Raw genomic sequence first — 25,689 nt, forward strand, 5'->3', positions numbered from 1 at the left:
CCCCACCCTCCAGGCGCGCGCGGGCACCGCCATCGCCAGGCACGGACCTCCCCTCACCCGACAGGAGCCGACACCCATGGACCCATCCCGCCGTGCCGCGCACCGCCCCGCCCAACTCACCTACGAATACAGCCTGTTCGCCCCCGGCGACGCCACCTCACCCCGCATCTGCCGAGACTTCGTACGTGCCGTCCTCTTCACCCACGACCGCGAGCCACTCGTCATGCCCGCCGCCCTCTGCACCTCGGAACTTGTCACCAACGTGCACCTGCACACCAAGGGCTCCACGATGCTCCGCGTCCGCCTCGCCCCGGCCGGTCTCCGGGTCGGAGTGTTCGACGAGAGCGCCGACCCGCCCGTGGTCACGCACCCCGCGGCCGGGGCGGTCGCCTGCTGGGGAAGAGGGCTCGCGCTCGTCGCGGAGATGGCGGACAGGTGGGGCGTGGTGGCGGACCGGGCGGGGCGGTATGCGAAGGGGGTGTGGTTCGAGCTGGGCGGGGTCGGGGGAGCGTTCCGCTCTCGCTCGAACGGGTGAACTAGGGGTGTTTCCCCTGGTCAGTCGTACAGCCGTACCTACCGTGAGCACGCTGCTTGTGCCCCAAGCGCCCAGCCCACACTGGAGGAGGTGATGCCGCCTTGGCCGCCCTTGCGCATGAGATGCCGGAGCTGGACGAGGTCGTTCGGCAGGCATGGAAGGCCATGGAACTCCCCGAGGGTTACCGCGCTGAGATCATCGAGGGAGCCATCGAGGTGTCACCCACCGGTCACCTGTCCCACGCTCGGATCGTCAATCGCCTGCGCAACGCGCTGGTGCACTTCTTGGGGGAGGGGGAATACGCGGCGTATCAGCACGCCAATGTCATCTTCCGGCGCAAGGGATGGATTCCCGATGTCTTCGTCGCCCCGGAGGACCTCGAGCCGTACGCGGACGAGGACGGAATCGGCGTCGACGCGGCGGCGGTCCGGCTGATCGTGGAAGTCGTCTCACCCGGCGAGCGCAACCAGGACCGTGACCGCGTCCGCAAGCGCCGCGAATACGCCCGCGCCGGTATCCCCGTATACGTCCTCATCGACGACTACGACGGTCAGGGCGCTCTCACCCTCTTCACCGGGCCTCGCCCCGACAAGGCCGACTGGGAGGACATCCACCGCGTCGCCTACGGCACCGACATCACCATCTCCAAAGGCCCTGCCAAGGGCTTCGTGATCGGAGAAGCGATCACGGGCCCGAAGCGGGCCTGAGGGGAACGCTGCCCACGCCACCTCCTCACCAGATCGCGCCCTCCGACGGCAGCGGCCGGTCGAAGACCACCATGGGGCGGCCGGGACCGTCGTAGTCGTCGACGATCCGCGCGTCGAAGCCGAGGCTTCTGTGGAAGGCGATCGAGCCGGTGTTCTGGACGGACGTGATCGCTTTCAGCCGTTGTGCGCCTTGACGTCGCGCGGCCTCCGCGAACGCCGTATAAAGACGCCGCCCGAGCCCGGTGCCTCGGGCATCGTCCCGCGTGGCGATCAAATGCACGTACCCCGTGCCGATGGGCGTGACGAAGCCGATGAGATACCCGCGGATTCCGTCCCCGGCACGCGACACCAGGCACGTCGAACCGAATTCGTGCACCAACGAGACGAGGTGCAGGGACCGGAGGTCGCGCTCACCCCAGTAACGCGAGTGGTCACTCAGGACCTGATGGATGTCTCCTACCTGGGCCGGTGTGATCTCTACGTCCATAGACGCGATCATGTCAGGGACCACAGACACAGAAACAGAGGTCTTCGAACCTGGGGAAGGGGCCGTATGACCCCGCATCAGTTGATCGGTCTGGCGATCGAGGTCGCCGAGGAAGGCTTGGCCGCGGGTGAGTTGCCGATCGGGGCGGTCGTGGCCATGGGCGATGAGATCGTCGGTCGCGCCTACACGCAGGAGCGGGCGCTGAACCGGCGGCTGGTGCACGCCGATTTGCTCGCGATGATCGAGGCCGATCAGCGATTGGGCTGGCGAAAGCGTCCTGAGCCATTGGTTCTCGCCGTGACATTGGAACCGTGCCTGATGTGCCTCGGAGCCGCGATGGCGATGGGGGTGCAGGAGGTCTCGTACGGGCTCGAATCCCCGAGCGACGGCGCAGGTCAGGTCGGAACCGTGTGGAAGCCGCCGCAACCCGGCGAGGAGTTCGCCCAGGTCCCGACGATCGCCGGCGGCATCCTTAGGCAGCAGTGCCGGAATCTGTTCGCGCGCTATGCCGAGAGCGCCGAGAGCGCGAGGAATCCAGGGATGCGGCGGTGGGCCTCGGGACTCGCGGGCCTGCCCGATCAGAGCTCGGGGGAAGGTCGTCCCGTCGGGCGTCGGGTGGTGTAGCGCCCTGGACTGGCGACCTCCGGATGGCCAGCCCGAGGCCGACGACCGGGCGGGGGTGATTGGCAGATCTGTTCCACCCCCGCGAAGGAAAACCCCAGGTGATGTGGCCGTGCCGGTGGAACAGATCTGCCAATTACTGGGTGAGCGTCCGGGGCCCCGCGCAGATTGCGTCGTGACCCGGGGCCGTGGTCTCGTGCAGTCGCCCGGAGTCCGGCAGTCCCGATCGCTGCACCACGCGGCGGGACGCCACCCGCGGGACCGCCGGAACGCTACGTTGACCGCATGTACTCCACGCAGGTCTCACGGCACGTCAATGCCCCGCGTCCGGCCGTCTACCGGGCGCTGGTCGACGGGGACGCGATCGCGCGATGGCGGGTGCCGGAGGGCATGAGCAGTCACGTGCACGAATTCGATGCCCGCGAAGGGGGGAGGTTCCGCGTCTCACTCACCTACGAGGCTCCGGGCGGAGGCGGCACCGGGAAGTCGGCCGCGCACACCGACACCTACCACGGGCACTTCGCGAAGCTCGTACCGAACGAGCAGGTCGTCGAAGTGCTCGAGTTCGAGTCCGAGGATGCCGCGCTGCGCGGCACGATGACGATGACGACCACGCTCACCGACGCGGACGGTGGCACTGACGTCCTCGTGGTGCACGAGGGGATCCCCGACGCCGTGCCCGCCGCCGACAACGAGACGGGCACACGCATGGCCCTGGAGAACCTCGCTCGGCTCGTCGAGAGCGAGAGCGAGAGCGGGAGCGGGAGCGGGAGCGGGAGCGGGGACGGGAGCGGGGACGGGAGTTGAACCAGACAGCCGATCGAAGACCGGCCCCGCACCCTGTCCATCGGGTGCGGGGCCGGTTCAGTGCCGGAGTTTCTGAGGAGTCAGCTCCCCGTCGTGCGTCGGCGCCTCCACCACACCAGGGCCGTGCCGGCCGCGAGGAGGGCCGCGGCGATGCCCGAGACGGTGAGGACCTGGGCGCCGGTGTCGGCCAGGCCGCCGCCGGCGTCACCGTCGTCGTTGCTGCCGCCCCCGGGTGCCGGATGGTTGCCTCCGCCCTGGGGCGCCGACGGCTGGGGCGCCGGGGTGGACGGGGTCGGACTCTGCGGCGGGGTGGTGGGCTTGCCGGTGTCGGTCGGAGTCGGGGTCGGAGCCGGGGTGGGCTTGTCGCCGCCGTCGTCACCGCCGGGCGCGGAGTGGGTGCCGTTGCCGCCGAGGTAGGCGGTCTCTCTGTCGCGGTAGGCGGTCTCCGTCTTCACGGACGTCTTGGTGGTGCTGTCCAGACGCGGTTTCTCCAAGCCGAACTGGAGACCGGTGATGTTCCTCTTCGGGTCTGCGCGTATTTCGCCTTCCACTTGTCGATGGAGTCCTTCGTGTCGCCGGCGAGCCGCTGCTGGTCGGCGGACGGGGCCTTGAGGCCGTCGAAGGAGTGGGAGGGGTTGTCGACGTAGTAGTCGCCCCAGTCGTTCTCGGGGTTGACGCTGTACTGCTGGTTCTTGCCGGGGATGCCGGCCCCGGCCATAGGAGCGTCGTACTTGCGGCGGAGGTACAGCTCGTCGCAGCGCTTGCCCTTCAGCGCGGTTGCGGCATCGGCCTGGTCCTGCATGCCGGGCAGCCCGGCGAGCATCATGCCCGCACCGGCGAGGACGGCGAGAGCCGTGCCCATGCGCCGTTTGATGCGAGCTCGTAGAGGTGTTCTCACGGTGAATGTCCCTGATTGGAGGCCAGTTGTTGTTTCCGGGTTTGTCGGCGCCCTGCTCTAGGGTGGCCCGCATGAGCGAGCGGTCAGATGAGCGGCAGCTCCAGGCGTGGCTGGAAGAGCGCGCGAACAGCTTCGACGCGTGGGCCGAGGAGACGGGTACGCCCGGGCGGTGGGACTTCACGCCCGAGTCGCTGGACGTCCTGGAGGACCTGGTGCGCTCCCGCTACGACTCCGAGGAGGCGATCCACGCCGGCCGCACGGATCCCTTCCTCCAGGGCGCCATCTGGTACGTCGGCGAGACGGCCTGCCGGGCGAAGAAGCTGGTGTGGCACTACTGGCCGTTCGCCCCCGCCCGGTCCCCGCTTCCGGACCTGTTCGCCGTGGGACAGCCCGGTTTCATCGACAGCCCGAGCGTCGGAAAGCCCCGCGCCCGGGAGGGGCAGGGGACGGATCCGCTGGGCCTGATCCTGACGCTGTTCTGGACCGTGGACGACATCGACCGGCCGGTGGACGCGCACCTGCGGGACATCCTGCGCTGACCTCAGGCCGCGAGGCGCGTGCGCGGTTCCGAGCGCGAACGGGGACCCCTCCCGATGAGGCGCGGTCACACTCGCGGGCATGACACGCATGCTCCCGGGGCTGCCACCCCCACCGAACGCGCGCGGTGAACCCCGCCCCCCGGCCGCGCCACGAGTGGCCGGACCATGGCAGGGCCGGTACCAGGTGCACGCCCACCACTTCACGGAGGCCGAGGGCGATGAGGCCGAGGGCGCTCGGGTCGCGGAAAGGACGGGGAGGGAGCCGCTGCTGGAAGCCGCCTCCGCACGCCGCCCGGATCGATGGCGGTACACCGCGACGGGCGTGTTCGGGAGCCTGGTGCCGATCGCTGTGCTCATGTCGGCCCTGAACGTGTTCGGCGGCGCGGGCGACCGGCGCGCGGCGTTCACGATCACGGGCGCGGTGCTCGGGGGAGCGTGGCTGCTGCTCACCCTGATCCACGGGCTCCGGGAGGACCACATCGCCGTACAGGCGGGAGCGCGCACGCTGTACGAGCCGGACATCGACAACGGCGGTCCTGAGGTGTCGCTGTACGAACTGACCGCCGTAAAGGTGGTCGACCGGGCACGGCTCGGGCTGTGCCTGCGACTCGTGCAGGGCGATCGTCGCTTCGTCGTCCCCTGTGGCCTGCTGGAGGGGAACCAGCGGCTGTGGGACCTCGTGTACCTCGGCATCCGGCACGCGGTCGCCGCCGGTGCCGAGGCCGACGAACGGACACGCCGGCTGCTGGCCTTGCCCCTCGCAGGGAAGGGGCAAGGCTGACGATCCCGGGGTCAGGCAGGCACACGCCCGTTCACGCCACGCCGTTCACGCCACCCGCGTGAACTCCACCGTCACCTCCGGCGGCCCCCCGGCCACCCCCCGGTACACCCCCTTGTGCGGAGTCACGTCGTCGTAGTCCCGGCCCCTGCCGACCACGACATGGGACTCGTCGGCCCTGGTCCGGTTGGTGGGGTCGTAGCCACACCAGTCGCCCGCCCAGTACTCGACCCAGGCGTGGGACTGCCCGGCCACCGGGCGGTGGAGCTCGGCATCGCGTTCCGGATGCAAATAGCCCGAGACGTACCGGGTCGGCAGACCCAGGCCCCGCAGCAGGGAGATCGTCAGATGCGCGATGTCCTGGCAGACACCCGCGCCCTGCTCCCAGGCCTCGGCGGGTGCGGTGTTCACGTTCGTCACCCCGGGGAGGAACGTCACCCGGTCGGCGACCAGGGACGACACGGCGATGGCCGTCTCGTGCGGGTCGAGGCCCGCCGCCGCGTCCCTCGCCAGGTCGTGCAGCTCGGTGGGGACCGTCGTACGGGGAGTCGCGGAAGCGAATTCCAGCAGGCGGGTGCGTGCCGTGTCGTCGGTGATTTCCGGCCAGGTCGGCGCCACCGGCAGGGGGCCCGGCGGCTGGGTCTCGACCAGGCTGGAGGCGGTGATCGTGAGATCCGCGTGCGGGTCCATGAGGTCGAAGCCGGTGACCTGGGTGCCCCAGTAGTCCCAGTACGACCAGGTGGCGGCCGTCGGGCTGATGGTGACCCGGGCGTCCAGGGTGGTCTGGTTGGGCAGCGTCAGCGGGGTCATGCGGAGCTCGTTGTGCGAGGAGACCGCGGCCTGGGCGTAAGAGACCCGGGTGACGTGCCGGATACGCAGGCGGCGCACGCCCTGGGTGGTCAGCGTGGTCATCATGGTCATCTCAGGCACCTTCCTGGGCCCACTCGACGGGACCCTGATAGGGGAAGAACCGCTCTGCCACGGCGTCGGCGGACGCCATGCAGGACTGCTGCAAGTCCCGCAGCAGCAAGGGCAGTTGGTCTTCCAGTGCCTGCGAGTCCAGATACTCCAGGCGGGTGCGCATCCGGCCGATCGGGCGGCGCGCGGGGTCCTGGCGGGGGCGGCCGAGCGCGGACAGGCACTCCTCGGCCGTGGTCAGCGCGTGCAGCGCGGAGCGCGGGAAGTCCCGGTCCAGGAGGAGGAATTCGGCCACCCGCGGGGTGTCGCCGAAGCCGCCGTACACGCGCGCGTACGCCTCGTCGGCGCCGGACGCGCTGAGCAGGGTCGGCCAGTCGGGGGCGTGCGGCGCGTCCAGCACGCGCACCGCGAGCAGTCGTACGGTCATGTCCACCCGTTCCAGACTCCGGCCCAGGACGACGAAACGCCAACTGTCGTCCCGGCTCATCGTCGAGTCGGCGAGTCCGAAGAAGAGGGCCGCCCGGCGGCGTACCAGCTCCAGATACGCGTACGGACCCGTCCGTCGCGCCGCCAGTCGCTGGTCCTCCAGCGCGTGCCACGTCGAGTTGAGGCACTCCCACATCTCCGACGACACCGCCTCACGGGCACTGCGCGCGTTCAGCCGCGCCGCGCCCAGCGCGCCCTCGATGGAGCCGGTCGAACGGGAGTCGAAGGCCAGCTGGTCGAGGACCTGCTGCATGTCGACGCGTTCGCCGCCCGCCTCCATGCCGAGGATCGCGTACAGCGACCGGCAGGCCACGTTCTCGTCGCGCCAGGGGTCCTCCAGCATGCGGTGCAGATAGGCGTCGAGGATGCGGCCCGTGGCGTCGGCCCGCTCGACATACCGTCCGGTCCAGGTCAGTGCCTCGGCTATGCGGGAGAGGATCACGTCGTTCACTGCTGCTGCGCCCCTTCCTGTACGACGGTGGGGGTGCCGTCGGGTCCCAGCTGGCGGGGAGCGACGTCCAGGGGCTCACCGGCGCTCAGGGGCGCGGGCGAGGCCGCCGGCCCTTCCGCCAGCACCCAGGTGTCCTTCGAACCGCCGCCCTGGCTGGAGTTGACGATCAGGTTGCCCTCCTGGAGGGCGACCCGGGTGAGGCCGCCCGGGAGGACCCAGACATCGTTGCCGTCGTTGACGGCGAAGGGCCGCAGGTCTATGTGGCGCGGCGCCATACGGTCACCCGCGAGGGTGGGGGAGGTCGACAGGGCGACGGGCCGCTGGGCGATGAAACCGCGCGGGTCGGCGATGACGGCCTCGCGGGTGCGCTCCAGGGTCTTGGCGTCGACCTTCGGGCCGATGACGATGCCCTGTCCGCCGGCCCCGTCGACCGGCTTGATGACGAGCTGGTCGATCTGGTCGAGGACCGCCTCCAACTGGCCGGGTTCGTCCGGCCGGAACGACTCCACATTGGGGAGAATCGGTTCTTCGGAGAGGTAGTAGCGGATCAGGTCCGGCACGAAGGTGTACAGGAGCTTGTCGTCCGCGATGCCGTTGCCGACCGCGTTGGCGAGGGTCACGTTTCCGGCCATGGCCGCGCTGAGGATGCCGGGGCAGCCGATCACCGAGTCGGGGCGGCAGTGCAGCGGATCGAGGAAGTCGTCGTCGAGGCGCCGGTATACGACATGGACGGGCACCTCGCCGCGCGTGGTCCGCATCCACACCCGGTTGTTCCGGCAGAGCAGATCGTGCCCCTCGACCAGCTGCACGCCCATCAGCCGGGCCAGCAGGGCGTGTTCGAAGTAGGCGGCGTTGCTGGGGCCGGGCGTCAGGACGACGACCCGCGGGTCCTGGGTGCCGTCGGGAGCGGCGGCGCGCAGGGCGGCGAGCAGCCGGTGGCAGTAGCCGTCGACGGGCAGGACGTGCTGCTCGGCGAAGAGGGAGGGGAAGATCCGGGTCATCGCCCGGCGGTTCTCGATGACGTACGAGACCCCGCTGGGCACCCGCACGTTGTCCTCGAGGACCCGGAAGTCGCCCGCCTCGTCCCGTACGAGGTCGATGCCGGCGACGTGGATGCGCACCCCGCCCGGCGGTTCGACGCCGTGGGCCGCGCGGTGGAAGTGGGGGGAGTTGAGCAGCAGCCGCCAGGGCACGACGCCGTCCTCGAAGGCGCGGGCCGGGCCGTAGGCGTCGGCGAGGTAGGCCTCCAGGGCCCTGACTCTCTGGCTCACGCCGCGTTGGATGAGATCCCATTCGAGGGCGTCGAGGATCCTGGGTACGAGGTCCAGCGGCCACGGCCGCTCCTCGCCCGCGAAGGCGTAGGTCACGCCCCGGTCCGTGAACGACCGGGCCATCTGGTCCGCCCGGAAGCGCAGCTCACTCGGCTCGATCGGCTGCAGCGCCGCCAGCACCGGCTCATAGGCGGTCCTGACCTCACCCGGCCGCTCAAACATCTCGTCCCACGCGTCGGCCAACGCGTACGCGTCAAATATGTCCGCCATGGCCTGACGGTAGGTGCGTTGCGTAACACGCTGATCTCCTTGAGATTTCAGGGAGTTCACGTGCGGAACGATCACATCCGCCCGCGCCGGTCGCGCTCGGGCTCCGGCACCCCCGGGCGAGGCGGGTTCCGGCACCCCAGGGCGAGTCGGGTTCCGGAACGCGTCCGGCGGGTACGGAAGACCACCATCAGCTTGTTGCAACGGGGCCGGCGGAGGCCTGGAAATAGGGGGTCGTATGGGGGCTTTCCGGCGGCGGTGGCGCGGGGAGCCGTGTTGCGGACCCGGTACGGTCCGCGCATAGTGGCGCTGCGGAAGAGCTGGAACCGGGGGTGGGACGGGGCGATGGCCGGGCACGGGACGGACGAGCATCCCCACGGTGCTGACCGACTGTGCGGGGCCGGGGATCGCGTGTACTCCCGGGCCGTACGGCGCGGTCGCGTGCCGCGCGCGGACGCGGATGCCGTGCCCTGCCTCCTTGAGCTGGCCCTGCTGCACCCGGACCCCGACGACATGGACTGGCTGGTGCCGACGGCCCCGCAGGAGGTCATGACGCGGCTGCTGCGCGGGGTGTACGACGAGGTCAGCGCGAGCCAGCGGCGGGTGGGCTCGGCGGTGGCCGCCGTCGAGTGGTACGCCGGGCTCGGCCCGCGGCTTCCGGTCGCCGCCGCGGAGGGCACCGCGATCCGCGTCCTGGACGGCCTGTCCCGCATCCAGGCCGCGATGGACGCGGCGACGGAGGCGTGCACGACCGAGGTCCTCACCGTCCAGCCCGGCGGCATCCGCCCCGAGCACGAGCTGACGGAGGGCCTGCACCGGGCGCTCGCGCTGCGCGGCCGCGGGGTGCGCATGCGGGACCTGTACACGCACGTGGCCCGGCACGGTCAGGGTCTGATCAACTACCTGGAGCTGATGGACGGCGCGGTGCAGGCGCGCACTTTGGACGAGGTGATCGACCGTCTGATCCTCTTCGACCGTACGGTCGCCTTCATCCCCGCCAACGCCGACCGCACCCTCGCCCTGGAACTGCGCCACCCGGCCCTCGTCGAGTACCTGGTCACGGTCTTCGAACGGCTGTGGCGGCTGGCGATCCCGCTCACCGCCCCGCTGCCCGACACCGGCATCGAGGGCATCTCGCACCGGGAGCAGTCCATCGCGGCGCTGCTGGCGGAGGGCCACCAGGACGCGGTGATCGCGGAACGCCTGGGCATAAGCGTCCGTACCTGCCGGGCCCACATCGCCCGCCTGTCGGAGACGCTGGGCGCGGCCAGCCGTACCCAACTCGGCGTGCGGATCGCCCAGGTGGGCCTGGACGGCCCGGCCCGCCGCCCCGCCGACGTCACCCCGCTCCGGGATCCTGCTGCAGAATCCCGGACTGCGCTATGAGGTAGCCGAGCTGGGCCCGGCTGCCGCTGCCCAGGGCCGTGGCGAGTTTGGCTATGTGGGCGCGGCACGTACGGACGTTCATGCCGAGGCGACGGGCTATCGCCTCGTCGACATGGCCCTCCACCAGCAGCTTGGCGATGGAGTGCTGGATGTCGGTGATGCCGTCGGGGGCGGTCTCGTAGGGAGTGCCGGCGGTCAGCGGGACCGCGCGGCTCCACATGAACTCGAAGACCTTGATCAGGTAGCCGACGAGGCCCGGGTGCCGCAGCTCCAGCGCCACCTGCCGGTCGTCGCGGACCGGGATGAAGGCGACGGTCTCGTCGCAGATGATGAGCCGCTCGACCAGTTCGTCGATGGTGCGGTACTCCACCTTCCCGTCGATGAACCGGTCCATATAGGCCAGCCGTTCGGGGCTGTAGCGGGCGGTGTGCTGGTAGAGGGTCCGGATTCGCACGCCTCGCTCGATCAGCGGCCTGTCGCGCTCCAGCCCCTCGATGAGCCTGTTCTCGGGGCGTCGGCGGCCGCTCGGCTGGACCGTGAGCATCTCGGTCTGGCACTGGGCGGTGGCCAGGTCGAGGGCGGCGTTTATCCGGTCGAGCCCCTCCAGCACCGTGATCGAGTGGGTGGGCTCCGCGCCGCCCGCGCTCAGGGCCATGAACGGTTCGAAGGCCTCGGCCAGCTCGATCGAGCTCTGCCGGCGTTCGGTGATCTCGCGCTCGATCGGGTTGAGCCGCCGGGCCAGCGCGACCGACGGGGGAATCGGGCGCAGCCAGTTCGCGTCGTCGGGATCGGGGTGCAGGAGGGCGAACTCCATCAGGCACGGAGCGGGCTCCACATCGGCGCGGGCGATACGTCCTGTCCGCAGAGCGTTCGCATAGAGACGTCCCCCCTCTTCGCACAGTTCAGTGATGGCATGGGGATGTGTCGCCTTGGTCCGATTTGTTGTCAAATCTCCACCCCCCAGGGTCCTGAACATGCAGGAACATGATGCACCGATCGTGTGGCCATGACGTGCCTGAATGAGCCATCGTCTTATCCGACGGGGGAAGAGGGGACCTTCAAGTGAGGACGAAGCCAGCTATGAGGAAGAGAATGCTTCGCTCGGTGCTTGTCGCCGCCTTCTCCGCCGTTGTGGCCTTCGGAACCGTGAATGGCCTCTCTGCTGCGAAGGGCGACACACCGGCCGACGACGTGACGTCAGTGACGGTGGTGGCCGCGCCCGCGGCCGAAGAAGCTCCGCTCGCACCGGGCGACAGCGTCTGGGACTGACCATGACCACTCCACCTGACGACCGCTCCTTCCGCCGCGAAATGGCCACGGCCTACCGCTCCGGCTGGCACTTCATCGACCTGGCCACCGCGATCCCCCACGCCGGTGACTCGTTGATGGTGACCGTCTTCGGCGAGCCGGTGGTCGTGACGCGGGACGAGGACGAAGACGTACGGGCCTATCGGTGCCTGCGTAAGCCGCGCGGTGCGCCGCAGCCCGTGCGGTGTGCCATCCGGTACGGAATGATCTTTGTGAACCTGGACAAGCGGGACCATCGACAGGTGGAGTCGGACACTCCGCCCCCACGAACCATAGCCACCCCCCGCAGTGCCTGACGCGATTCCCCCGTCGTAACAGATCGCTCAGGTGCTTCCCCCCGCAGCGGCGTCACCGTGACCTGAACACGGTGACGCCGCTGCAGTTTTGCGGGACATTTCCGAGTATCGGGTGAACTTGGCAGTGGCTTGGCAGTGGCTGAAAGTTGTCGATCAAGCGAGCCTTTTTACCGGCCGATACAGACCGTCCGTGCCTTTTCCTGCGCGCCACCTCAGTCCCACCAGTCGCCGCCCTCAGCCCTGCCCCATCGCCCGCGTCAAGTGGATCTCGATCACCACCCGGGACGGGTTCGGCGCGGGCGTGCGCTCGTAGCGTTCCGCATATCTGCGTACCGCCTCCGCGATGTGCTCCGGCTCGGTGCGGACGAAGGCGCGGCCCTCCAGCGTCGCCCACCGCCGCCCGGCCACCTGGCACACCGCCACCCGTGCCCCCTCCGGCCCGGCGGCCAGCACGTGCCCCACCTTCGCGCTGGTCTTGTTCGTTATGACCCGAGCAAGACGCGCCTCGGGGTCGTATGTCACTCCGACGGGCACCACGTGCGGGCTGCCGTCCGGGCGCGGGGTTGTCAGCGTGCACAGGTGGCGTTCGCGCCAGAAGGTGAGGTAGGGCGCGTCGGGTCTGCCGGGATCCTGGGAGTACGTGGCCATGGGCCCGGAATTTAGCCGCCTCCCGACTCCCGCACCGTATCTTGAGTGGAATAGACTCAACTTTGTGTACGTTGATTGGGTCACGGCTGACGTAAGCCACGGCTGACGCAAGGAGGAGAAAGCGAAAGTGGACGCCGAGCTGACCAACAGGAGCCGGGACGCGATCAACGCGGCCGGCAACCGCGCCGTGTCCGAGGGGCACCCCGACCTCACTCCTGCCCACCTGCTCCTCGCCCTTCTCCAGGGGCAGGACAACGAGAACATCATCGACCTGCTGGCCGCGGTCGATGCCGACCAGGCCGCCGTACGCGCCGGGGCGGAGAAGGTTCTCGCCGGTCTGCCCAGCGTGACCGGGTCCACCGTCGCGCCCCCGCAGCCCAACCGCGAGCTGCTCGCCGTCATCGCCGAAGCCCAGGCGAAGGCGCAGGAGCTGGGGGACGAGTACCTGTCCACCGAGCACCTGCTCATCGGGATCGCCGCCAAGGGGGGCGCCGCCGGTGAGGTGCTGTCCGGGCAGGGGGCGAGCGCGAAGAAGCTGGTGGAGGCGTTCCAGAAGGCGCGCGGCGGGCGCCGGGTGACCACCGCCGACCCCGAGGGGCAGTACAAGGCCCTCGAGAAGTTCGGCACCGACTTCACGGCCGCCGCGCGGGAGGGCAAGCTCGACCCGGTCATCGGCCGGGACCAGGAGATCCGCCGGGTCGTGCAGGTGCTGTCCCGCCGTACGAAGAACAACCCCGTCCTCATCGGCGAGCCCGGCGTCGGCAAGACCGCCGTCGTGGAGGGGCTCGCCCAGCGGATCGTCAAGGGGGACGTGCCCGAGTCGCTGAAGAACAAGCGGCTGGTCGCGCTCGACATCGGCGCGATGGTCGCGGGCGCCAAGTACCGGGGTGAGTTCGAGGAGCGCCTGAAGACCGTCCTCGCCGAGATCAAGGACTCCGACGGCCAGATCATCACGTTCATCGACGAACTGCATACGGTCGTCGGCGCGGGCGCCGGCGGCGACTCCGCCATGGACGCGGGCAACATGCTCAAGCCGATGCTGGCGCGCGGTGAGTTGCGCATGGTCGGCGCGACGACCCTGGACGAGTACCGGGAGCGCATCGAGAAGGACCCGGCGCTGGAGCGGCGCTTCCAGCAGGTGATGGTCGCCGAGCCGACCGTCGAGGACACGATCGCGATCCTGCGCGGTCTCAAGGGCCGGTACGAGGCCCACCACAAGGTCCAGATCGCCGACAGCGCGCTGGTGGCGGCCGCCACCCTCTCCGACCGCTACATCACCTCCCGCTTCCTGCCCGACAAGGCCATCGACCTGGTCGACGAGGCGGCCTCCCGCCTCCGCATGGAGATCGACTCCTCCCCGGTGGAGATCGACGAACTCCAGCGTGCCGTGGACCGGCTGAAGATGGAGGAGCTGGCGCTGGAGAAGGAGACCGACCCGGCCTCCCGCGAGCGCCTGGAGAAGCTGCGCCGCGACCTCGCCGACAAGGAGGAGGAGCTGCGCGGCCTGACCGCCCGCTGGGAGAAGGAGAAGCAGTCCCTCAACCGCGTCGGTGAGCTGAAGGAGAAGCTCGACGAACTGCGCGGCCAGGCCGAACGAGCCCAGCGCGACGGCGACTTCGACACGGCGTCCAAGCTGCTCTACGGCGAGATCCCCGCCCTGGAACGGGACCTGGAGGAAGCCTCGGCGGCCGAGGAGGAGGTCGCCAAGGACACCATGGTCAAGGAGGAGGTCGGCTCCGACGACATCGCGGACGTCGTCGCCGCCTGGACCGGCATCCCCGCCGGCCGCCTCCTGGAGGGCGAGACGCAGAAGCTGCTGCGCATGGAGGACGAGCTGGGCAAGCGCCTGATCGGCCAGACGGAGGCCGTGCGGGCGGTGTCGGACGCGGTACGACGCACCCGCGCGGGCATCGCCGACCCCGACCGCCCGACGGGCTCCTTCCTCTTCCTCGGCCCGACGGGTGTGGGTAAGACGGAGCTGGCGAAAGCGTTGGCCGACTTCCTCTTCGACGACGAGCGGGCGATGGTCCGTATCGACATGTCGGAGTACAGCGAGAAGCACAGCGTGGCCCGCCTGGTCGGCGCCCCGCCCGGCTACGTCGGCTACGAGGAGGGCGGCCAGCTGACGGAGGCGGTGCGGCGCAGGCCGTACAGCGTGGTGCTGTTGGACGAGGTGGAGAAGGCCCACCCCGAGGTCTTCGACATCCTCCTCCAGGTGCTGGACGACGGCCGGCTGACGGACGGCCAGGGCCGCACCGTCGACTTCCGCAACGCGATCCTGGTGCTGACGTCGAACCTGGGCAGCCAATTCTTGAGTGGGCACAGCCTGGTCGACCCGATCAGTACCGAGGAGGAGAAGAAGGAGCAGGTCCTGGAGGTGGTCCGGGCCTCCTTCAAGCCGGAGTTCCTCAACCGCCTCGACGACCTGGTGGTCTTCTCGGCCCTGTCGAAGGACGAGCTGACCAGCATCGCCCGCCTCCAGATCGACCGTCTGGCCAAGCGCCTCGCCGAACGCCGCCTCACCCTGGAGGTCAGCGACGAGGCCCTGACCTGGCTCGCCGACGAGGGCATGGACCCGGCCTACGGCGCCCGCCCGCTGCGCCGCCTCGTCCAGACCGCCATCGGCGACCGCCTCGCCAAGGAGATCCTCTCCGGCGAGATCAAGGACGGCGACACGGTACGGGTGGACGCGTTCGGGGACGGACTGATCGTGGGGCCGGCGACGGGCACGGCGACTGGCACGGCGACGGGCACGGCGACGGGCACTGCGACTGGCCCGGCGACGGGGAAGACGCTGTAGGTCTGCCGGACACCGGGGGCGGGCTCGGTCCCGCCCCCGGTCCCGCTGGTACGAGGGGGGCAACCGACCCGCCGTACGGGCTCCCCGGTGACCGGATCGAGTCAGCCGAGGGCCGACAGACCTGCCTGGGGTTGCCACCCCCCTCCCCGCATGGGGGAGGATGGCGGGATCCGTACGAAGGGAAAATCACGGTGACCATCGACCCGTCCTCGATTCCGAACTTCGGGGGCCAGCCCGAGCCGCAGCCGTCAGGTCCGGCGGGCCCCGTCGTCCCGGATCAGGACCTTGTGAAGCAGCTCCTCGATCAGATGGAGCTCAAGTACGTCGTCGACGACGAGGGTGACCTCGCGGCGCCGTGGGAGCAGTTCCGTACGTATTTCATGTTCCGTGGTGAGGGTGACCAGCAGGTCTTCTCGGTGCGGACGTTCTACGACCGGCCCCACAAGATCGACGAGAAGCCGCTGCTGCTGGAGTCCATCGACGACTGGAACCGGCGGACCCTGTGGCCCAAGGTTTACAGCCACACCCACGACGACGGCACGGTCCGCCTGATCGGCGAGGCGCAGATGCTGATCGGCACCGGCGTGAGCCTGGAGCACTTCGTCTCCTCGACGGTCAGCTGGGTGCGGGCCGCGATCGAGTTCGACAAGTGGCTCGTCGAGCAGCTCGGCCTCGAGCAGGAGGTCAACGACGGGGAGAAGCCCGAGGACGAGGAATAGGCCTTCCCCAGGGAGGCGCGTTCGTGAGTACGACCACGTACGCGCCGTAGGCGAACCAGAGCCCGGCCAGGGCACCGGCCACCACGGCCGCGTGCCGGGGCCGGGCTCTGCCCGTTCGGACCGGCCGGCTCGCCGACCGGCGCGAGCGCGGTGCCCGTCCACAGCCTGTGGAAATCTTTTCGAGGCGGCCCCCTCAGGGCCCGGGCCTGCACGCCGCCGCGATCCGCTCCCGGAACGGGCGGCGGCGTACCGCGTCCGCCACCTCCGTCAGCAGCTCCGCCAGCGGCATCGAGAGTTCCGCGTCCAGCTCCGCCATCGCCGCCGTCGTCGCGTCCCACTCCGCCTTGATCTGCGGCAGTAGGGCATGGGCCTTCGGCGTGAGCTCGATCAGGCGGCGGCGTGCGTCTCGCGGGTCGGGGGTGTGGGTGACCAGGCCCGCGCGGGCCATCTGGGCCGCCGTCTGGCTCGCGGCCGAGTGCGTCACCCCCACCGCCGCGGCCAGGTCGCGGACCGGGAGCGGGCCCTCGGACAGGAGAGCCCGTACGACCGGGGAGAAGCGGGGCCGGTACTCGGCGAGGTCCTGCTCCTCGTAGACCTTGGCCACGTCGCCGTCGAGAAGTTCGAGGACGTGGCGGAGCAGCGTGCCTACGGCGACCGGGTCCGGGTGATTCCTCATGAAGCTAATCTAACAGCGCTGTTATATATTCTGTTGTATGCGTTGTGCAATCTGTGCTGTTGTCTGCGCTGTTGTCTGCGCTGTCATCCCCGAGGAGCGTGCGTCTCACATGGCCGAGCTCTATCCCCCCATCGAGCCCTACGACCACGGCATGCTCGACGTCGGCGACGGCAACCGCGTGTACTGGGAGACCTGCGGGAACCCCGCCGGGAAGCCCGCCCTTGTCCTGCACGGCGGGCCGGGGTCCGGGGCGGGGCGCTTCTGGCGCCGGCTGTTCGACCCCGCGGCGTACCGCATCGTGCTCCTCGACCAGCGCGGGTGCGGCCGGAGCACGCCCGACGCCGCCGATCCGCGTACCTCGCTCGCCGCCAACACCACCCCGCATCTGATCGCCGACATCGAGCTGCTGCGGCAGCACCTCGGCATCGAGGAATGGCTGGTCCTCGGCGGCTCCTGGGGCGTGACCCTCGCGCTGGCCTACGCCGAGCAGCACTCCGGACGCGTCTGCGAGCTGGTGCTCTTCAGCGTCACCAACACCACCCGCCGCGAGGTGGAGTGGGTCACCCGGGACATGGGGCGGGTCTTCCCCGAGGAATGGGCCCGGTTCCGCGACGCCGTACCGGAGCGGGAGCGCGACGGCAGCCTGGTGGAGGCGTACGCCCGGATGCTCGACGACCCCGATCCGGCCGTACGGGAGCGAGCGGCGCGGGAGTGGTGCCGGTGGGAGGACGTGCACGTGTCCACCCACCCGGGGCACAGGCCCGATCCCCGTTTCGAGGACCCGCACTTCCGGCTGCGCTTCGCCCGCCTCGTCACGCACTACTGGCGGCACGCCGGCTTCCTGGAGGACGGGGCGCTGCTGCGCGACGCCGGGAAGCTCACCGGCATCCCCGCCGTGATGGTCCACGGGCGGCTGGACATCAGCGGGCCCCCGGACGTCGCGTGGCGGCTGGCCCAGGTGTGGCCGGACGCGGAGCTCGTACTGATCGGCGAGGAGGGGCACGGGCTGTCGGGGGATGCCACGACGGAGGCGGTGTTGGCGGCTACGGACCGGTTCCGGCCGGTCTAGAACGCAAGTCCCGGGCCTGGTCCGGGGCCCATCACCTGCCAGGTCATCGCCCCGCCAGGCGGGGGCGATTGGCAGATCTGTTCCACCCCTGCGAGGGAAAACCCCAGGTGAGGTGGCTGTGCCGGTGGAACAGATCTGCCAATCACTGGGTGAGCGTGCGGGGCCCGGCGCGGACCTCGGCCTCGCGTCGATTACCTGCCAGGTCATCGACCCCGACCCAGCCCGATGCCACGATCATCCGCGTACGGAGCCCGACCGACCGGAAGGACACCATGCCCGCCTACGCCATCGCTCACCTGCAAGAAGCCGCCCCGCACCCGGAGATCGCCGAGTACATCGAGCGCATTCCCGCCACCTTCGAACCGTACGGCGGCCGCTTCCTCGTGCACGTCGCGCAGCACGAGGTGAAGGAGGGCAGCTGGCCCGGGCACGTCGTGGTGATCGGCTTCCCCGGGATCGCCGAGGCGCGGGACTGGTGGGACTCGCCCGCCTACCAGGAGATCGCGCCGCTGCGCTCGCGGCACATCGAGGGCGACATCGTCCTGGTCGAAGGCGTCCCCGAGGGCTACGACCCGAGCGCCACCGCGAAGGCCATGCGGGAGGCTCTGCCCGGCGAGTGACAACCGAGTAGCTCGTCGGAATCTCCCCTCAGGGAGCGAGCCGCTTGAGGCGGGCCACCGCCTCGGTCAAAACGTCCAGCCGCTTGCAGAACGCGAACCGTACGAACGGCGCCCCCGCCTCCCGATGGTCGTAGAACACCGCGTTCGGAATGGCGACCACCCCGGCTCGTTCCGGCAGCGCGCGGCAGAAGGCGAAGCCGTCCCCCTCTTTGGACAGCGCAGCGCCGAGGGGGCGGATGTCGGTGGTGATGAAGTACGTGCCCGCCGGGCGGAAGACCTGGAAACCCGCCTCCTCCAACCCCGCCGCCAGCAGGTCCCGCTTGGCCAGCATGTCCTCGCGGAACGCGGCGAAGTAGGTGTCGGGGAGGGACAGGGCTTCGGCGACGGCGTACTGGAACGGTCCCGACGACACGTACGTCAGGTACTGCTTCGCCGAGCGCACGGCCGCGACCAGCCCGGGAGCCGCCGTCGCCCAGCCGACACCTCGTTGGCCTACCTATTCCTATGTCGTGCGACAGGCCCCGACGCGGATCTCCGGCACCGGTGGTGAGCGGGCCGCACAACCTGTCCGGACCGGTCTGCCGGCCGTACCGACGGGCTCGGTGACACGGCACTGTCCGTCGTATCCTGACCACACACGGGAAGGAGCCGTCCATGAGCGTCGACGCGATCGTGCACACCGAGTTCCCCAAGGGGTACACGGTCCTGTTCGGGGCCGACGGAAAGGTGATCATGACCCCGCAGAGCGAAGAGCATTCCAGCACCATCAGGTCGATGCAGATCGACTCCGCTCTTGCCCTCGGCCGTCACGCGAAGGTCACCTCCGACGTCTACATCGACTTTCCCGCCGACGAGAACTCCGCCCCCGACCTCGCGATCCTGCGCGAGGACGCACGCAAGGACGGCAAGCGCTACAGCTTCGAGGACGTCCTGCTGATCTCCGAGGTCGTCTCGACCTCTTCCGCACGCAAGGACTACGACGACTGCACCGCGAAGTACGGCCGCTATGGAATCCCGATCTACCTGGTCGTGGACCCCTACGCCCAGGAAGTCGTCCTTCACACCCAGCCGACCGCCACCGGTTACATCGCCGCACACACCCACAAGTACGGCACGGGCAAGCTCCCCATCCCCCTGGCCGACGGCCGCACCTTCACCCTCGACCTCGACGAACTCCCGCGCCCTGATCCCGAGGCGGACGCCCGCTGACGAGGGACTCCCCGCTGGCCAGGCCCGTGCCGTCGGCACCGCCGTCGCCGGACGTGGTCGTTCCTGGTCGGGGCAGTCGGCTGGGATGGCCTGGCCTTTCGTCGATCGGGATCAGCCAGAGGGCGTGCCGTTCCGTGCCGTGAGCTCGTGCGACGAAGTCCGGTTCGCCGCAAGGAAGTTCGAAGCCGCGTTTGCTGCGGGCGGCAACCACCGCGTACTGCCCTGAGGTAGCGGGCCCGCTCGTCCTCGGCCGAGTTGCCGGCCCCGGTTCGGCGATAGCGTGGCACGGCAACGACTGCTGCAGACAGGTGGACGAGATTTCATGCGGATGCGGTTCGAACCCGAGGCCGAGGAGGAGTTCGAGGCAGCGCGTGGGCTGCTGGTCGACCGCCTGGTTCGGTGGGCCTGGGAGCAGGGGCTGCCGGTGGACGGGTACATGGCCGAGACGGTGCTGGACTACCGGCACCTGGCGACTGCCGACGGCCGACTGGGGCTGTGGGAGTCGCGCCATGTGGAGGAGCTACTGCTCTCCTGGCTTCCCCAGCAGGTCACCGAGCTTCCCGGGGAGGAACGCGCCGACGCCCCGGGCACACTGCGCACGCTACTGCGCTATCTGCACGCCGCGCAGTTGGCGGACCCGCGCGGCCCCTCACTCCAGGATTCCCTCGCCGCGGTCGACAGGGCCGCGGCACAGCATCTGGCGGCGATGACGGACCGCACTCGCTGGGGATTGGCGAAGTTCTGGGCGATGACGGCCGCGGAGCAGGGCGTGGACGTCCAGGACGGGGCGGCGTTTCAGCGCTTCGCGGACAGGGCGCAGCGCGGGGAGGTCGCCTACGATCAGCAGGCTCTCGCCGCGATCATGGAACGGCGGCTGACCGGCCGCGCGCTGTCCGGCGTGGCCCGGGCCGAGCCGCAACTGCCCGTGATGCTTCCCCCGGACGACGAACTGCGCCGCCGGGCCGAGGCGTCGACGACCGTGGCGCAGTTGCGCGGACTCGCCGAATGGGCGGGGCAGGGCGGCCGCCCGGTGACGGCGACGGGACGGCTGCGGATGGCGGAGGCCCGCGAGCTGGTGGACGGACTCGGCACCGGCGACCGGATTGAGGGGGTGCGCTCTTCGGCCGACCTGCCGCGGCTGGGACTGCTGATGGAGTGGGCGAAGAAGGCACGGCTGGTCCGGGTGGTCAAGGGGCGGTTGTACGCGGTGGCCAAGGCCCGGCCGGTGCTGGCCGACCCGCTCCAGCTGTGGCTGCGCGCCTTCGACGCGTGCTTCGAGCTGCGGCAGGCCCTGATCGGGGCACGCAGCGGCTGGCACGTCGAGTCGATGCTCTTCGACGTCTACGAGCACATCCTGGACGACGTGCTGAACACGCTCTACAGCCTGCCGTACCCGATGCCCTGGCCGCGGCTGCGCGACACGGTACACCTGGCCTATCGGACCTCCTTCCAGCTCGACGCCGGGTTGGACCTTCAGCACCGGATGTGGTTCGAGCACGCCGACCGGGATCTGCGCGCGGTGCTCGACCTGCTGGACGACCTGGGCGCGGTCGAGCGTGACCGTGGGATGGCCGATCCGGTGTTCCTGGACATCGACCTCTCCGATGCCGGTCCCGAGCTGCTCGCGGACATGCCGCCGGAGCTCGCGGAGCTGCTGGGCGTCGCGGGGGAGGCAACGGACCCGGCGGCGCGGGAGCGTGCCGATGCCCGGCGAGAGGAGCTGACCGCCGGGCCGGTCGAGCTCATCCGTCTCACCGAGCTCGGTACCCGGGCCGTACGACAGCGGTTGCTGGCGGCCGGCAGGGACGCACCGTTGGTCGGTGAACTGGCCCAGGCGCCGGCGGCCGGCCTGCTGGGGGTGCTGGCCGAGGACTACGACCCGGACGCCGCCCGCACGGAGCTGGCCGACTGGATCACGGCCCGCGGCGAGCGGGAAGATGCCCTGCGGCAACTGACCGACGCCGTAAGGACCATGACCTTCCGCACGCGTGCGCAGGCGATGCTCGACGTGCTGCCGGCGGCGTTGCCGGACGGTGAGGGCGAGCGGCTGCTGCGCGCGCTGCGGCGAGACACACAGCTGGCGCCGCTGGCGCTGAACGCGCTGGCGCACCGTGAGTTGCTGTCCCCAGAGGACATGACCGATGCAGAGTCTCTGCTGGTGCTCGCCGAGAGCCTGCTCCAGCTCGTGGAGTTGGCGGGCGGCGGGGACGGCGCCGAGGAGACGCTGCGGGCCCAGGGCTCCCAGGCCAGGGACGCGGTTGCCGCCGCGTTGGACTCCGCGCACCCGGACCGGGCCGGACTCGACGAGCTCAGGCAGCTGGCGGCCCGGGCACTGGGTACCCACGGCGCCCGCGCCCGGAAGGCTCGGCGCTCCTCAGGCAAGAGCGGCCGCAAGCGGCGCCGCTGACCGGGCAACACCGCCTGGCCCGCAGGTGCCGGGTGCGCTGGCACCGGCACGGAGCCGGGCGGAGGGAAACGGATGGGTCCCGGCGTCGTACGTCCTCGGGGCGCGTTACCGTCGGGATCGTGGCTGAGGGATGGGACGAGGACGGGCTGCGGGCCCTGCGTGGCGCGCTCCACGCGCAGGACGGCGTGGCGCTGCTTGCCGCGTTGCACCGTGGCCCCGTGCGCGAGGTGCTGCAACTGGCCGGCGATGGTGTGGCGGTGGCCGCGGCGCAGGGCCTGCCGGGGGCTGCGGAGATGGCGGCCTTGTTTCTCGGCGCGCTCCAGGAGCGCGGCTTCCGGGGCGATGAGGAGCTGGCGGACCGGTTGCGCGCGGCCACGGGAGACGCGGCGATCCCCCTCCTGCGCCCGCTCGCAGTCGATCTGGAGATGCTCGCCATGCTGCTGGAGGGTGACCCGACCGAGTCCGGTGGCCGGATCGATCTGTCCACCGGGGAGTGCTGGCCTGCGTTCACCGATGAGCTGGGGCCTGGGCCCGAGGCCGAGGAGGACGACGATCCCGAGCGATGGCTGTACGCGCCAGCTCTGGGGTCCCGGGCCGGCTACCGGGACATGGAGCTGTTCATCGAAGAGGTCGAGGACGCCGCCCTTGCCGACAGGCTGCGGATCGCCATCGGTGGGCGGGGCGCCTTCCGGCGCTTCAAGAACGTCCTCGCTGGTGACGAGCGCTCCTGGAGCCGGTACCACCGGTTCCGCGATGAGCGACAGCGCGGCCGGGCCCGCGCCTGGCTGGCCGAGGAGGGCTACTGCCCGCACATCACCTTCTTCGTAGAGCCCAGCTCGGGTTCGTGTCCTTCGGGGCCGGTATGACTCTTTGCTGCCGCTGTCCTGCATGATCCGGGGGCGCTGTCACCGGGCCTGGCGGCGCCGGTTGATCGCTGATGGAAGCGTGTCCGCCCACAGGCGGGCTGCGTGATATGACTGCCGATCACCGATGTCCCGGTCGACCAGGCGGCAGTCGAGTGCGGGTGCGCGGCGGCTCGGAGCAACCAGGCCGTGTGGCCGGTACATCTGCTGGTACGTCTGTGGCTGTCAGGCGGCCAGCGTCTTGAGTCGGGAGGCCGCCTCCTCCAGCACGCCTGTCCGCTTGCAGAACGCGAAGCGGACAAAGGGTGCGCCCTGCTCGCGGTGGTCGTAGAAGACCGCGTTGGGGATCGCGACCACCCCGCAGCGCTCCGGCAGCGCACGGCAGAAGGTGAAACCGTCGCTCTCGCCAAGGGGCCGGATGTCGGTGGTGATGAAGTACGTGCCGGCCGGGCGGAAGACCTTGAAGCCCGCCCGCTCCAGGCCGCCCGCGAGCAGGTCCCGTTTGGCCAGCATGTCCGCGCGGAAGTCCGCGAAGTACGAGTCGGGCAGGCGCAGGGCCTCCGCCACGGCGTATTGGAAAGGCCCGGAGGCGACGTACGTCAGGAATTGCTTGGCCGAGCGGACGGCGGCGACGAGATCGGGGGCGCCGGTCACCCAGCCCACCTTCCAGCCGGTGAAGGAGAACGTCTTGCCGGCCGAGCCGATCGAGACCGTCCGGTCGCGCATCCCCGGGAAGGTCGCCAGGGGGACGTGTTCGGCCTCGTCGAAGGTCAGGTGCTCGTACACCTCGTCCGTGACCACGAGCAGATCGCGCTCGACGGCCAGCTCGGCGATCGCCGTCAGCTCGTCGCGCGTGAGCACCGTGCCGGTCGGGTTGTGCGGGGTGTTGATCAGCAGCAGCCTGGTGCGGTCGGTGACGGCGGCGCGCAGCTCGTCCAGGTCGAGGCGGAAGGTGCCCTCGTGCGGGCGCAGGGTGACCGGTACGCGGGTGCCGCCCGCCATCGCGACGCAGGCCGCGTACGAGTCGTAGTACGGCTCGAAGGCGATGACCTCGTCACCGGGCTCGACGAGGGCGAGCAGCGCGGCGGCGATGGCCTCCGTGGCCCCTGCCGTGACCAGCACCTCGGTGTCGGGGTCGTACGACAGCCCGTACCGCCGCTGCTGATGCGCGGCGATCGCGGTGCGCAGCTCGGGGATGCCCGGACCTGGTGGGTACTGGTTGCCGCGGCCGTCGCGCAGCGCCCGTACGGCCGCCTCCCTGATCTCTTCGGGACCGTCCGTGTCGGGGAAGCCCTGGCCCAGGTTGATCGACCCGGTCTGCAGGGCCAGGGCGGACATCTCGGCGAAGATCGTCGTCCCGAACTCGGCGAGCCGACGGTTCAGCAGGGGGCGTGCGCTGGAGGTCATGCCGGTCATCCTGCGCCCAAGCTCTGGAGTTCCTCAACTCTGCTTTGGCCGGTGAGCCGGAGGGGCATCTCCATCGCACGCACCAAGCGAGGCGCCCACGGGGGGCCGCTTCGGGGGAACTGGAAGGAGGGTGACGCCATGATCATCGGCATCATCCTGGCGGTTGTCGTATTCATCTCTGTCGTGGCCCTGGCCGTACGCCGAGGCCGTCGGCGGAATGTGGTGACGGCGGGCCGCCGCGGCGGCGGGACGCGCCGGTCGGTGGGCAGCGGCAGCTCCAGCAGCCACAACAGCAGCGGCAGCGACAGCAGTTGGTGGGTCGCCGGGGGGCTGGCGGGCACGGGTGACAGCGGTTCGGGATCGTCCGACGGGGGATCCTCGTCGTCCTGCGACAGCAGCGGCTCGTCCGGTGGCGGCCACTCCTGCGGCGGTGGCTCGTCCTGCGGGGGCGGCGGAGGCGGAGGCGGATGCGGCGGCGGAGGCAGCTGACACGGGGCAGCTGAGCTCCAGCACCGCATCGGTACGGCGGGGACCGTGGGGCCCTACGGGGGTGGGCCCCACGGTCCCCGCACTTGCATCGCGCGCCCGCCGGGTACCGCACCGCGCGCCCGCCGGGGTACCGCTCCGGCGCATGCGCCCGCGTCCGCGCCCCAGCGCACGCTCCGGCGGCCCCGGCGCACAACGGGGTTGAACAGTTGAGCTGTGGAGCCCTCTCAAGTATGGAAACCCCACGAAGTTGGGTAAAAACCCTGTGGCGGCGCCACAGTTCATGATTCCCTCTAAATCACCAACGCGGCCCATCGGACGCCCCGCGGACACCCTCCCTGACCCTCCGGACTGGGCCGACCGGGCCGAACCCCCTGGTGCCGACCAGGGTGCGCCGGACCACACCTCCCTTTCTTTGCGTGCTAGCGGAGCCGACCCATGCTCACGACCCTGAACACCGCCTACACCGACACGCGCGCGGCCGACCTCGCCTGGGCCCTGGGGCGCGAACCGCTCCCCGCACTGGCCACGCTCGACCTCGAACTGACCGGAGCGAAGCTCCAGTTGAGACTCCTCGGCGCGTCCCACCAGGTGCTCCTGGAGGAGGAACAGGGCAATTGTTCGGAGACGGTGGCGTGCATCGCCGGCAGCAGCACGCCCCTGCCGCTGGGCGTCGCCAAGCGCGTCGGCGACTGGGAGTACGAGTTCGCGGCCCGGGTCGAGGTCCTCTCGCCCGGCTCCTTCGCGGGCCGCGCCCAGGAGTTGCTCGCACTGGTCTCCGAACACCCGAACGGCCTGGCGGGCGTGTTCCCCGGCAGCCCGCACGCCTTCACGGCGATGCTGGCCCAGCGACATGAAGGCCAGGTGCACTGGAGGACCTGGCACGCCTACCCGCAGGACGGGGAGTTGGTGGCGACACGCACGCGGGTGGGGGCGAGGGCGCGGACCAAACGGCAGTCCGAGCGACTGTCCGAACGGCAGTCGGAACGGCAGGCAAAACACGGGGTGCTCAACTGACCGTCAGATCCAC

The 25,689-nt window shown here is 70.3% G+C and carries 28 protein-coding genes and 1 pseudogene; 18 read left to right on the top strand and 11 right to left on the bottom strand.

What is annotated here, in order from left to right; translation table 11 throughout:
- Positions 1 to 76 precede the first annotated feature (76 nt).
- Both Q4V64_RS28275 and Q4V64_RS28280 read left to right on the top strand, forming a co-directional pair.
- A complete protein-coding gene (locus Q4V64_RS28275; protein ID WP_124440447.1) occupies positions 77 to 535 on the top strand; it encodes an ATP-binding protein in 459 nt (152 codons plus the stop codon).
- 101 nt (positions 536 to 636) lie between these two features.
- Entirely contained in the window at positions 637 to 1,242 is a 606-nt protein-coding gene (locus Q4V64_RS28280) for a Uma2 family endonuclease (protein ID WP_303712120.1), read from the top strand.
- Positions 1,243 to 1,267: 25 nt separating this feature from the next.
- On the opposite strand, the gene Q4V64_RS28285 is transcribed toward Q4V64_RS28280, so the two are convergent.
- Positions 1,268 to 1,741: a GNAT family N-acetyltransferase gene (locus Q4V64_RS28285; protein WP_124440446.1), complete on the bottom strand. Its 474-nt coding sequence runs from the start codon at positions 1,739 to 1,741 to the stop codon at positions 1,268 to 1,270.
- Positions 1,742 to 1,795: 54 nt separating this feature from the next.
- Between Q4V64_RS28285 and Q4V64_RS28290 the strand changes: the two genes are divergently transcribed.
- Both Q4V64_RS28290 and Q4V64_RS28295 read left to right on the top strand, forming a co-directional pair.
- Positions 1,796 to 2,353 (top strand): deaminase, encoded by a 558-nt coding sequence (locus Q4V64_RS28290; RefSeq protein WP_124440445.1) that lies wholly within the window; start codon positions 1,796 to 1,798, stop codon positions 2,351 to 2,353.
- Between the two features lie 282 nt (positions 2,354 to 2,635).
- Complete coding sequence (locus tag Q4V64_RS28295; protein ID WP_124440444.1) at positions 2,636 to 3,157, top strand: SRPBCC domain-containing protein; 522 nt, start codon at positions 2,636 to 2,638, stop codon at positions 3,155 to 3,157.
- A gap of 80 nt (positions 3,158 to 3,237) precedes the next feature.
- On the opposite strand, the gene Q4V64_RS28300 is transcribed toward Q4V64_RS28295, so the two are convergent.
- The gene (locus Q4V64_RS28300; RefSeq protein WP_124440443.1) at positions 3,238 to 3,612 is read right to left on the bottom strand and encodes an LPXTG cell wall anchor domain-containing protein; all 375 of its coding nucleotides are present in this window, start codon (positions 3,610 to 3,612) and stop codon (positions 3,238 to 3,240) included.
- The gene (locus Q4V64_RS28305; RefSeq protein WP_124440442.1) at positions 3,609 to 4,019 is read right to left on the bottom strand and encodes a hypothetical protein; all 411 of its coding nucleotides are present in this window, start codon (positions 4,017 to 4,019) and stop codon (positions 3,609 to 3,611) included. Before Q4V64_RS28305 ends, Q4V64_RS28300 begins: the two co-directional genes overlap by 4 nt.
- 107 nt (positions 4,020 to 4,126) lie before the next feature.
- Between Q4V64_RS28305 and Q4V64_RS28310 the strand changes: the two genes are divergently transcribed.
- On the top strand, positions 4,127 to 4,594 hold the full coding sequence (locus tag Q4V64_RS28310) for a hypothetical protein (protein WP_124440441.1): 468 nt from the start codon (positions 4,127 to 4,129) through the stop codon (positions 4,592 to 4,594).
- A 79-nt stretch (positions 4,595 to 4,673) separates the two neighbouring features.
- Positions 4,674 to 5,375, top strand: a complete 702-nt coding sequence (locus Q4V64_RS28315) for a hypothetical protein (RefSeq protein WP_124440440.1) — start codon at positions 4,674 to 4,676, stop codon at positions 5,373 to 5,375.
- A 45-nt stretch (positions 5,376 to 5,420) separates the two neighbouring features.
- On the opposite strand, the gene Q4V64_RS28320 is transcribed toward Q4V64_RS28315, so the two are convergent.
- The 3 genes from Q4V64_RS28320 to Q4V64_RS28330 are packed head-to-tail and all read right to left on the bottom strand — an operon-like array spanning position 5,421 to position 8,768.
- Positions 5,421 to 6,293 (bottom strand): transglutaminase family protein, encoded by an 873-nt coding sequence (locus Q4V64_RS28320; protein WP_124440439.1) that lies wholly within the window; start codon positions 6,291 to 6,293, stop codon positions 5,421 to 5,423.
- 1 nt (position 6,294) lies between these two features.
- Positions 6,295 to 7,227: an alpha-E domain-containing protein gene (locus tag Q4V64_RS28325; protein WP_124440438.1), complete on the bottom strand. Its 933-nt coding sequence runs from the start codon at positions 7,225 to 7,227 to the stop codon at positions 6,295 to 6,297.
- Positions 7,224 to 8,768: a circularly permuted type 2 ATP-grasp protein gene (locus tag Q4V64_RS28330; RefSeq protein ID WP_124440437.1), complete on the bottom strand. Its 1,545-nt coding sequence runs from the start codon at positions 8,766 to 8,768 to the stop codon at positions 7,224 to 7,226. Before Q4V64_RS28330 ends, Q4V64_RS28325 begins: the two co-directional genes overlap by 4 nt.
- 342 nt (positions 8,769 to 9,110) lie before the next feature.
- Between Q4V64_RS28330 and Q4V64_RS28335 the strand changes: the two genes are divergently transcribed.
- The gene (locus Q4V64_RS28335) at positions 9,111 to 10,151 is read left to right on the top strand and encodes a LuxR C-terminal-related transcriptional regulator (RefSeq protein ID WP_124440480.1); all 1,041 of its coding nucleotides are present in this window, start codon (positions 9,111 to 9,113) and stop codon (positions 10,149 to 10,151) included.
- Here the strand turns inward: Q4V64_RS28335 and Q4V64_RS28340 are convergent.
- On the bottom strand, positions 10,105 to 11,100 hold the full coding sequence (locus tag Q4V64_RS28340) for a helix-turn-helix transcriptional regulator (RefSeq protein ID WP_124440436.1): 996 nt from the start codon (positions 11,098 to 11,100) through the stop codon (positions 10,105 to 10,107). The genes Q4V64_RS28335 and Q4V64_RS28340 overlap by 47 nt on opposite strands.
- Positions 11,101 to 11,255: 155 nt before the next feature.
- Between Q4V64_RS28340 and Q4V64_RS28345 the strand changes: the two genes are divergently transcribed.
- Both Q4V64_RS28345 and Q4V64_RS28350 read left to right on the top strand, forming a co-directional pair.
- Positions 11,256 to 11,420: a hypothetical protein gene (locus Q4V64_RS28345; RefSeq protein WP_172629218.1), complete on the top strand. Its 165-nt coding sequence runs from the start codon at positions 11,256 to 11,258 to the stop codon at positions 11,418 to 11,420.
- 2 nt (positions 11,421 to 11,422) lie between these two features.
- The gene (locus tag Q4V64_RS28350) at positions 11,423 to 11,755 is read left to right on the top strand and encodes a hypothetical protein (RefSeq protein WP_124440435.1); all 333 of its coding nucleotides are present in this window, start codon (positions 11,423 to 11,425) and stop codon (positions 11,753 to 11,755) included.
- A gap of 234 nt (positions 11,756 to 11,989) precedes the next feature.
- Here Q4V64_RS28350 and Q4V64_RS28355 read toward each other — a convergent pair whose 3' ends face one another.
- A complete protein-coding gene (locus Q4V64_RS28355; protein ID WP_124440434.1) occupies positions 11,990 to 12,403 on the bottom strand; it encodes a TIGR03618 family F420-dependent PPOX class oxidoreductase in 414 nt (137 codons plus the stop codon).
- Positions 12,404 to 12,530: 127 nt separating this feature from the next.
- Here Q4V64_RS28355 and clpB point away from each other — a divergent pair, with 127 nt between their 5' ends.
- Both clpB and Q4V64_RS28365 read left to right on the top strand, forming a co-directional pair.
- The gene (gene clpB / locus Q4V64_RS28360; protein ID WP_253266977.1) at positions 12,531 to 15,203 is read left to right on the top strand and encodes an ATP-dependent chaperone ClpB; all 2,673 of its coding nucleotides are present in this window, start codon (positions 12,531 to 12,533) and stop codon (positions 15,201 to 15,203) included.
- Positions 15,204 to 15,394: 191 nt separating this feature from the next.
- The gene (locus Q4V64_RS28365) at positions 15,395 to 15,922 is read left to right on the top strand and encodes a YbjN domain-containing protein (RefSeq protein WP_124440433.1); all 528 of its coding nucleotides are present in this window, start codon (positions 15,395 to 15,397) and stop codon (positions 15,920 to 15,922) included.
- A gap of 193 nt (positions 15,923 to 16,115) precedes the next feature.
- On the opposite strand, the gene Q4V64_RS28370 is transcribed toward Q4V64_RS28365, so the two are convergent.
- Positions 16,116 to 16,598, bottom strand: a complete 483-nt coding sequence (locus tag Q4V64_RS28370; protein WP_124440432.1) for a MarR family transcriptional regulator — start codon at positions 16,596 to 16,598, stop codon at positions 16,116 to 16,118.
- Between the two features lie 109 nt (positions 16,599 to 16,707).
- Here Q4V64_RS28370 and pip point away from each other — a divergent pair, with 109 nt between their 5' ends.
- Together pip and Q4V64_RS28380 are read left to right on the top strand one after the other, a co-directional pair.
- A complete protein-coding gene (gene pip / locus Q4V64_RS28375) occupies positions 16,708 to 17,667 on the top strand; it encodes a prolyl aminopeptidase (RefSeq protein WP_124440431.1) in 960 nt (319 codons plus the stop codon).
- Between the two features lie 272 nt (positions 17,668 to 17,939).
- Positions 17,940 to 18,287, top strand: a complete 348-nt coding sequence (locus Q4V64_RS28380) for a DUF1330 domain-containing protein (protein ID WP_124440430.1) — start codon at positions 17,940 to 17,942, stop codon at positions 18,285 to 18,287.
- A 28-nt stretch (positions 18,288 to 18,315) separates the two neighbouring features.
- On the opposite strand, the pseudogene Q4V64_RS28385 reads toward Q4V64_RS28380, so the two are convergent.
- A pseudogene (locus tag Q4V64_RS28385) lies at positions 18,316 to 18,768 on the bottom strand (aminotransferase class I/II-fold pyridoxal phosphate-dependent enzyme); the annotation flags it as partial.
- Positions 18,769 to 18,941: 173 nt separating this feature from the next.
- Between Q4V64_RS28385 and Q4V64_RS28390 the strand changes: the two are divergent.
- The 3 genes from Q4V64_RS28390 (at position 18,942) to Q4V64_RS28400 (ending at position 22,769) form a co-directional block, all read left to right on the top strand.
- The gene (locus tag Q4V64_RS28390; protein ID WP_124440429.1) at positions 18,942 to 19,496 is read left to right on the top strand and encodes a Uma2 family endonuclease; all 555 of its coding nucleotides are present in this window, start codon (positions 18,942 to 18,944) and stop codon (positions 19,494 to 19,496) included.
- Positions 19,497 to 19,818: 322 nt separating this feature from the next.
- The gene (locus Q4V64_RS28395; RefSeq protein WP_253266976.1) at positions 19,819 to 21,903 is read left to right on the top strand and encodes a hypothetical protein; all 2,085 of its coding nucleotides are present in this window, start codon (positions 19,819 to 19,821) and stop codon (positions 21,901 to 21,903) included.
- A 119-nt stretch (positions 21,904 to 22,022) separates the two neighbouring features.
- Positions 22,023 to 22,769 carry a UPF0158 family protein gene (locus Q4V64_RS28400; protein WP_253266975.1) on the top strand — a complete coding sequence of 249 codons (747 nt, stop codon included), beginning with the start codon at positions 22,023 to 22,025 and terminating at the stop codon, positions 22,767 to 22,769.
- A gap of 222 nt (positions 22,770 to 22,991) precedes the next feature.
- On the opposite strand, the gene Q4V64_RS28405 is transcribed toward Q4V64_RS28400, so the two are convergent.
- A complete protein-coding gene (locus Q4V64_RS28405) occupies positions 22,992 to 24,182 on the bottom strand; it encodes a pyridoxal phosphate-dependent aminotransferase (RefSeq protein ID WP_124440428.1) in 1,191 nt (396 codons plus the stop codon).
- 129 nt (positions 24,183 to 24,311) lie between these two features.
- Between Q4V64_RS28405 and Q4V64_RS28410 the strand changes: the two genes are divergently transcribed.
- Both Q4V64_RS28410 and Q4V64_RS28415 read left to right on the top strand, forming a co-directional pair.
- The gene (locus tag Q4V64_RS28410) at positions 24,312 to 24,662 is read left to right on the top strand and encodes a hypothetical protein (protein ID WP_124440427.1); all 351 of its coding nucleotides are present in this window, start codon (positions 24,312 to 24,314) and stop codon (positions 24,660 to 24,662) included.
- 435 nt (positions 24,663 to 25,097) lie between these two features.
- Positions 25,098 to 25,676: a DUF2617 family protein gene (locus Q4V64_RS28415; protein WP_253266974.1), complete on the top strand. Its 579-nt coding sequence runs from the start codon at positions 25,098 to 25,100 to the stop codon at positions 25,674 to 25,676.
- The last annotated feature ends 13 nt before the right edge of the window (positions 25,677 to 25,689 follow it).

The sequence above is a fragment of the Streptomyces sp. NL15-2K genome, from assembly GCF_030551255.1.
Taxonomy (GTDB): domain Bacteria; phylum Actinomycetota; class Actinomycetes; order Streptomycetales; family Streptomycetaceae; genus Streptomyces.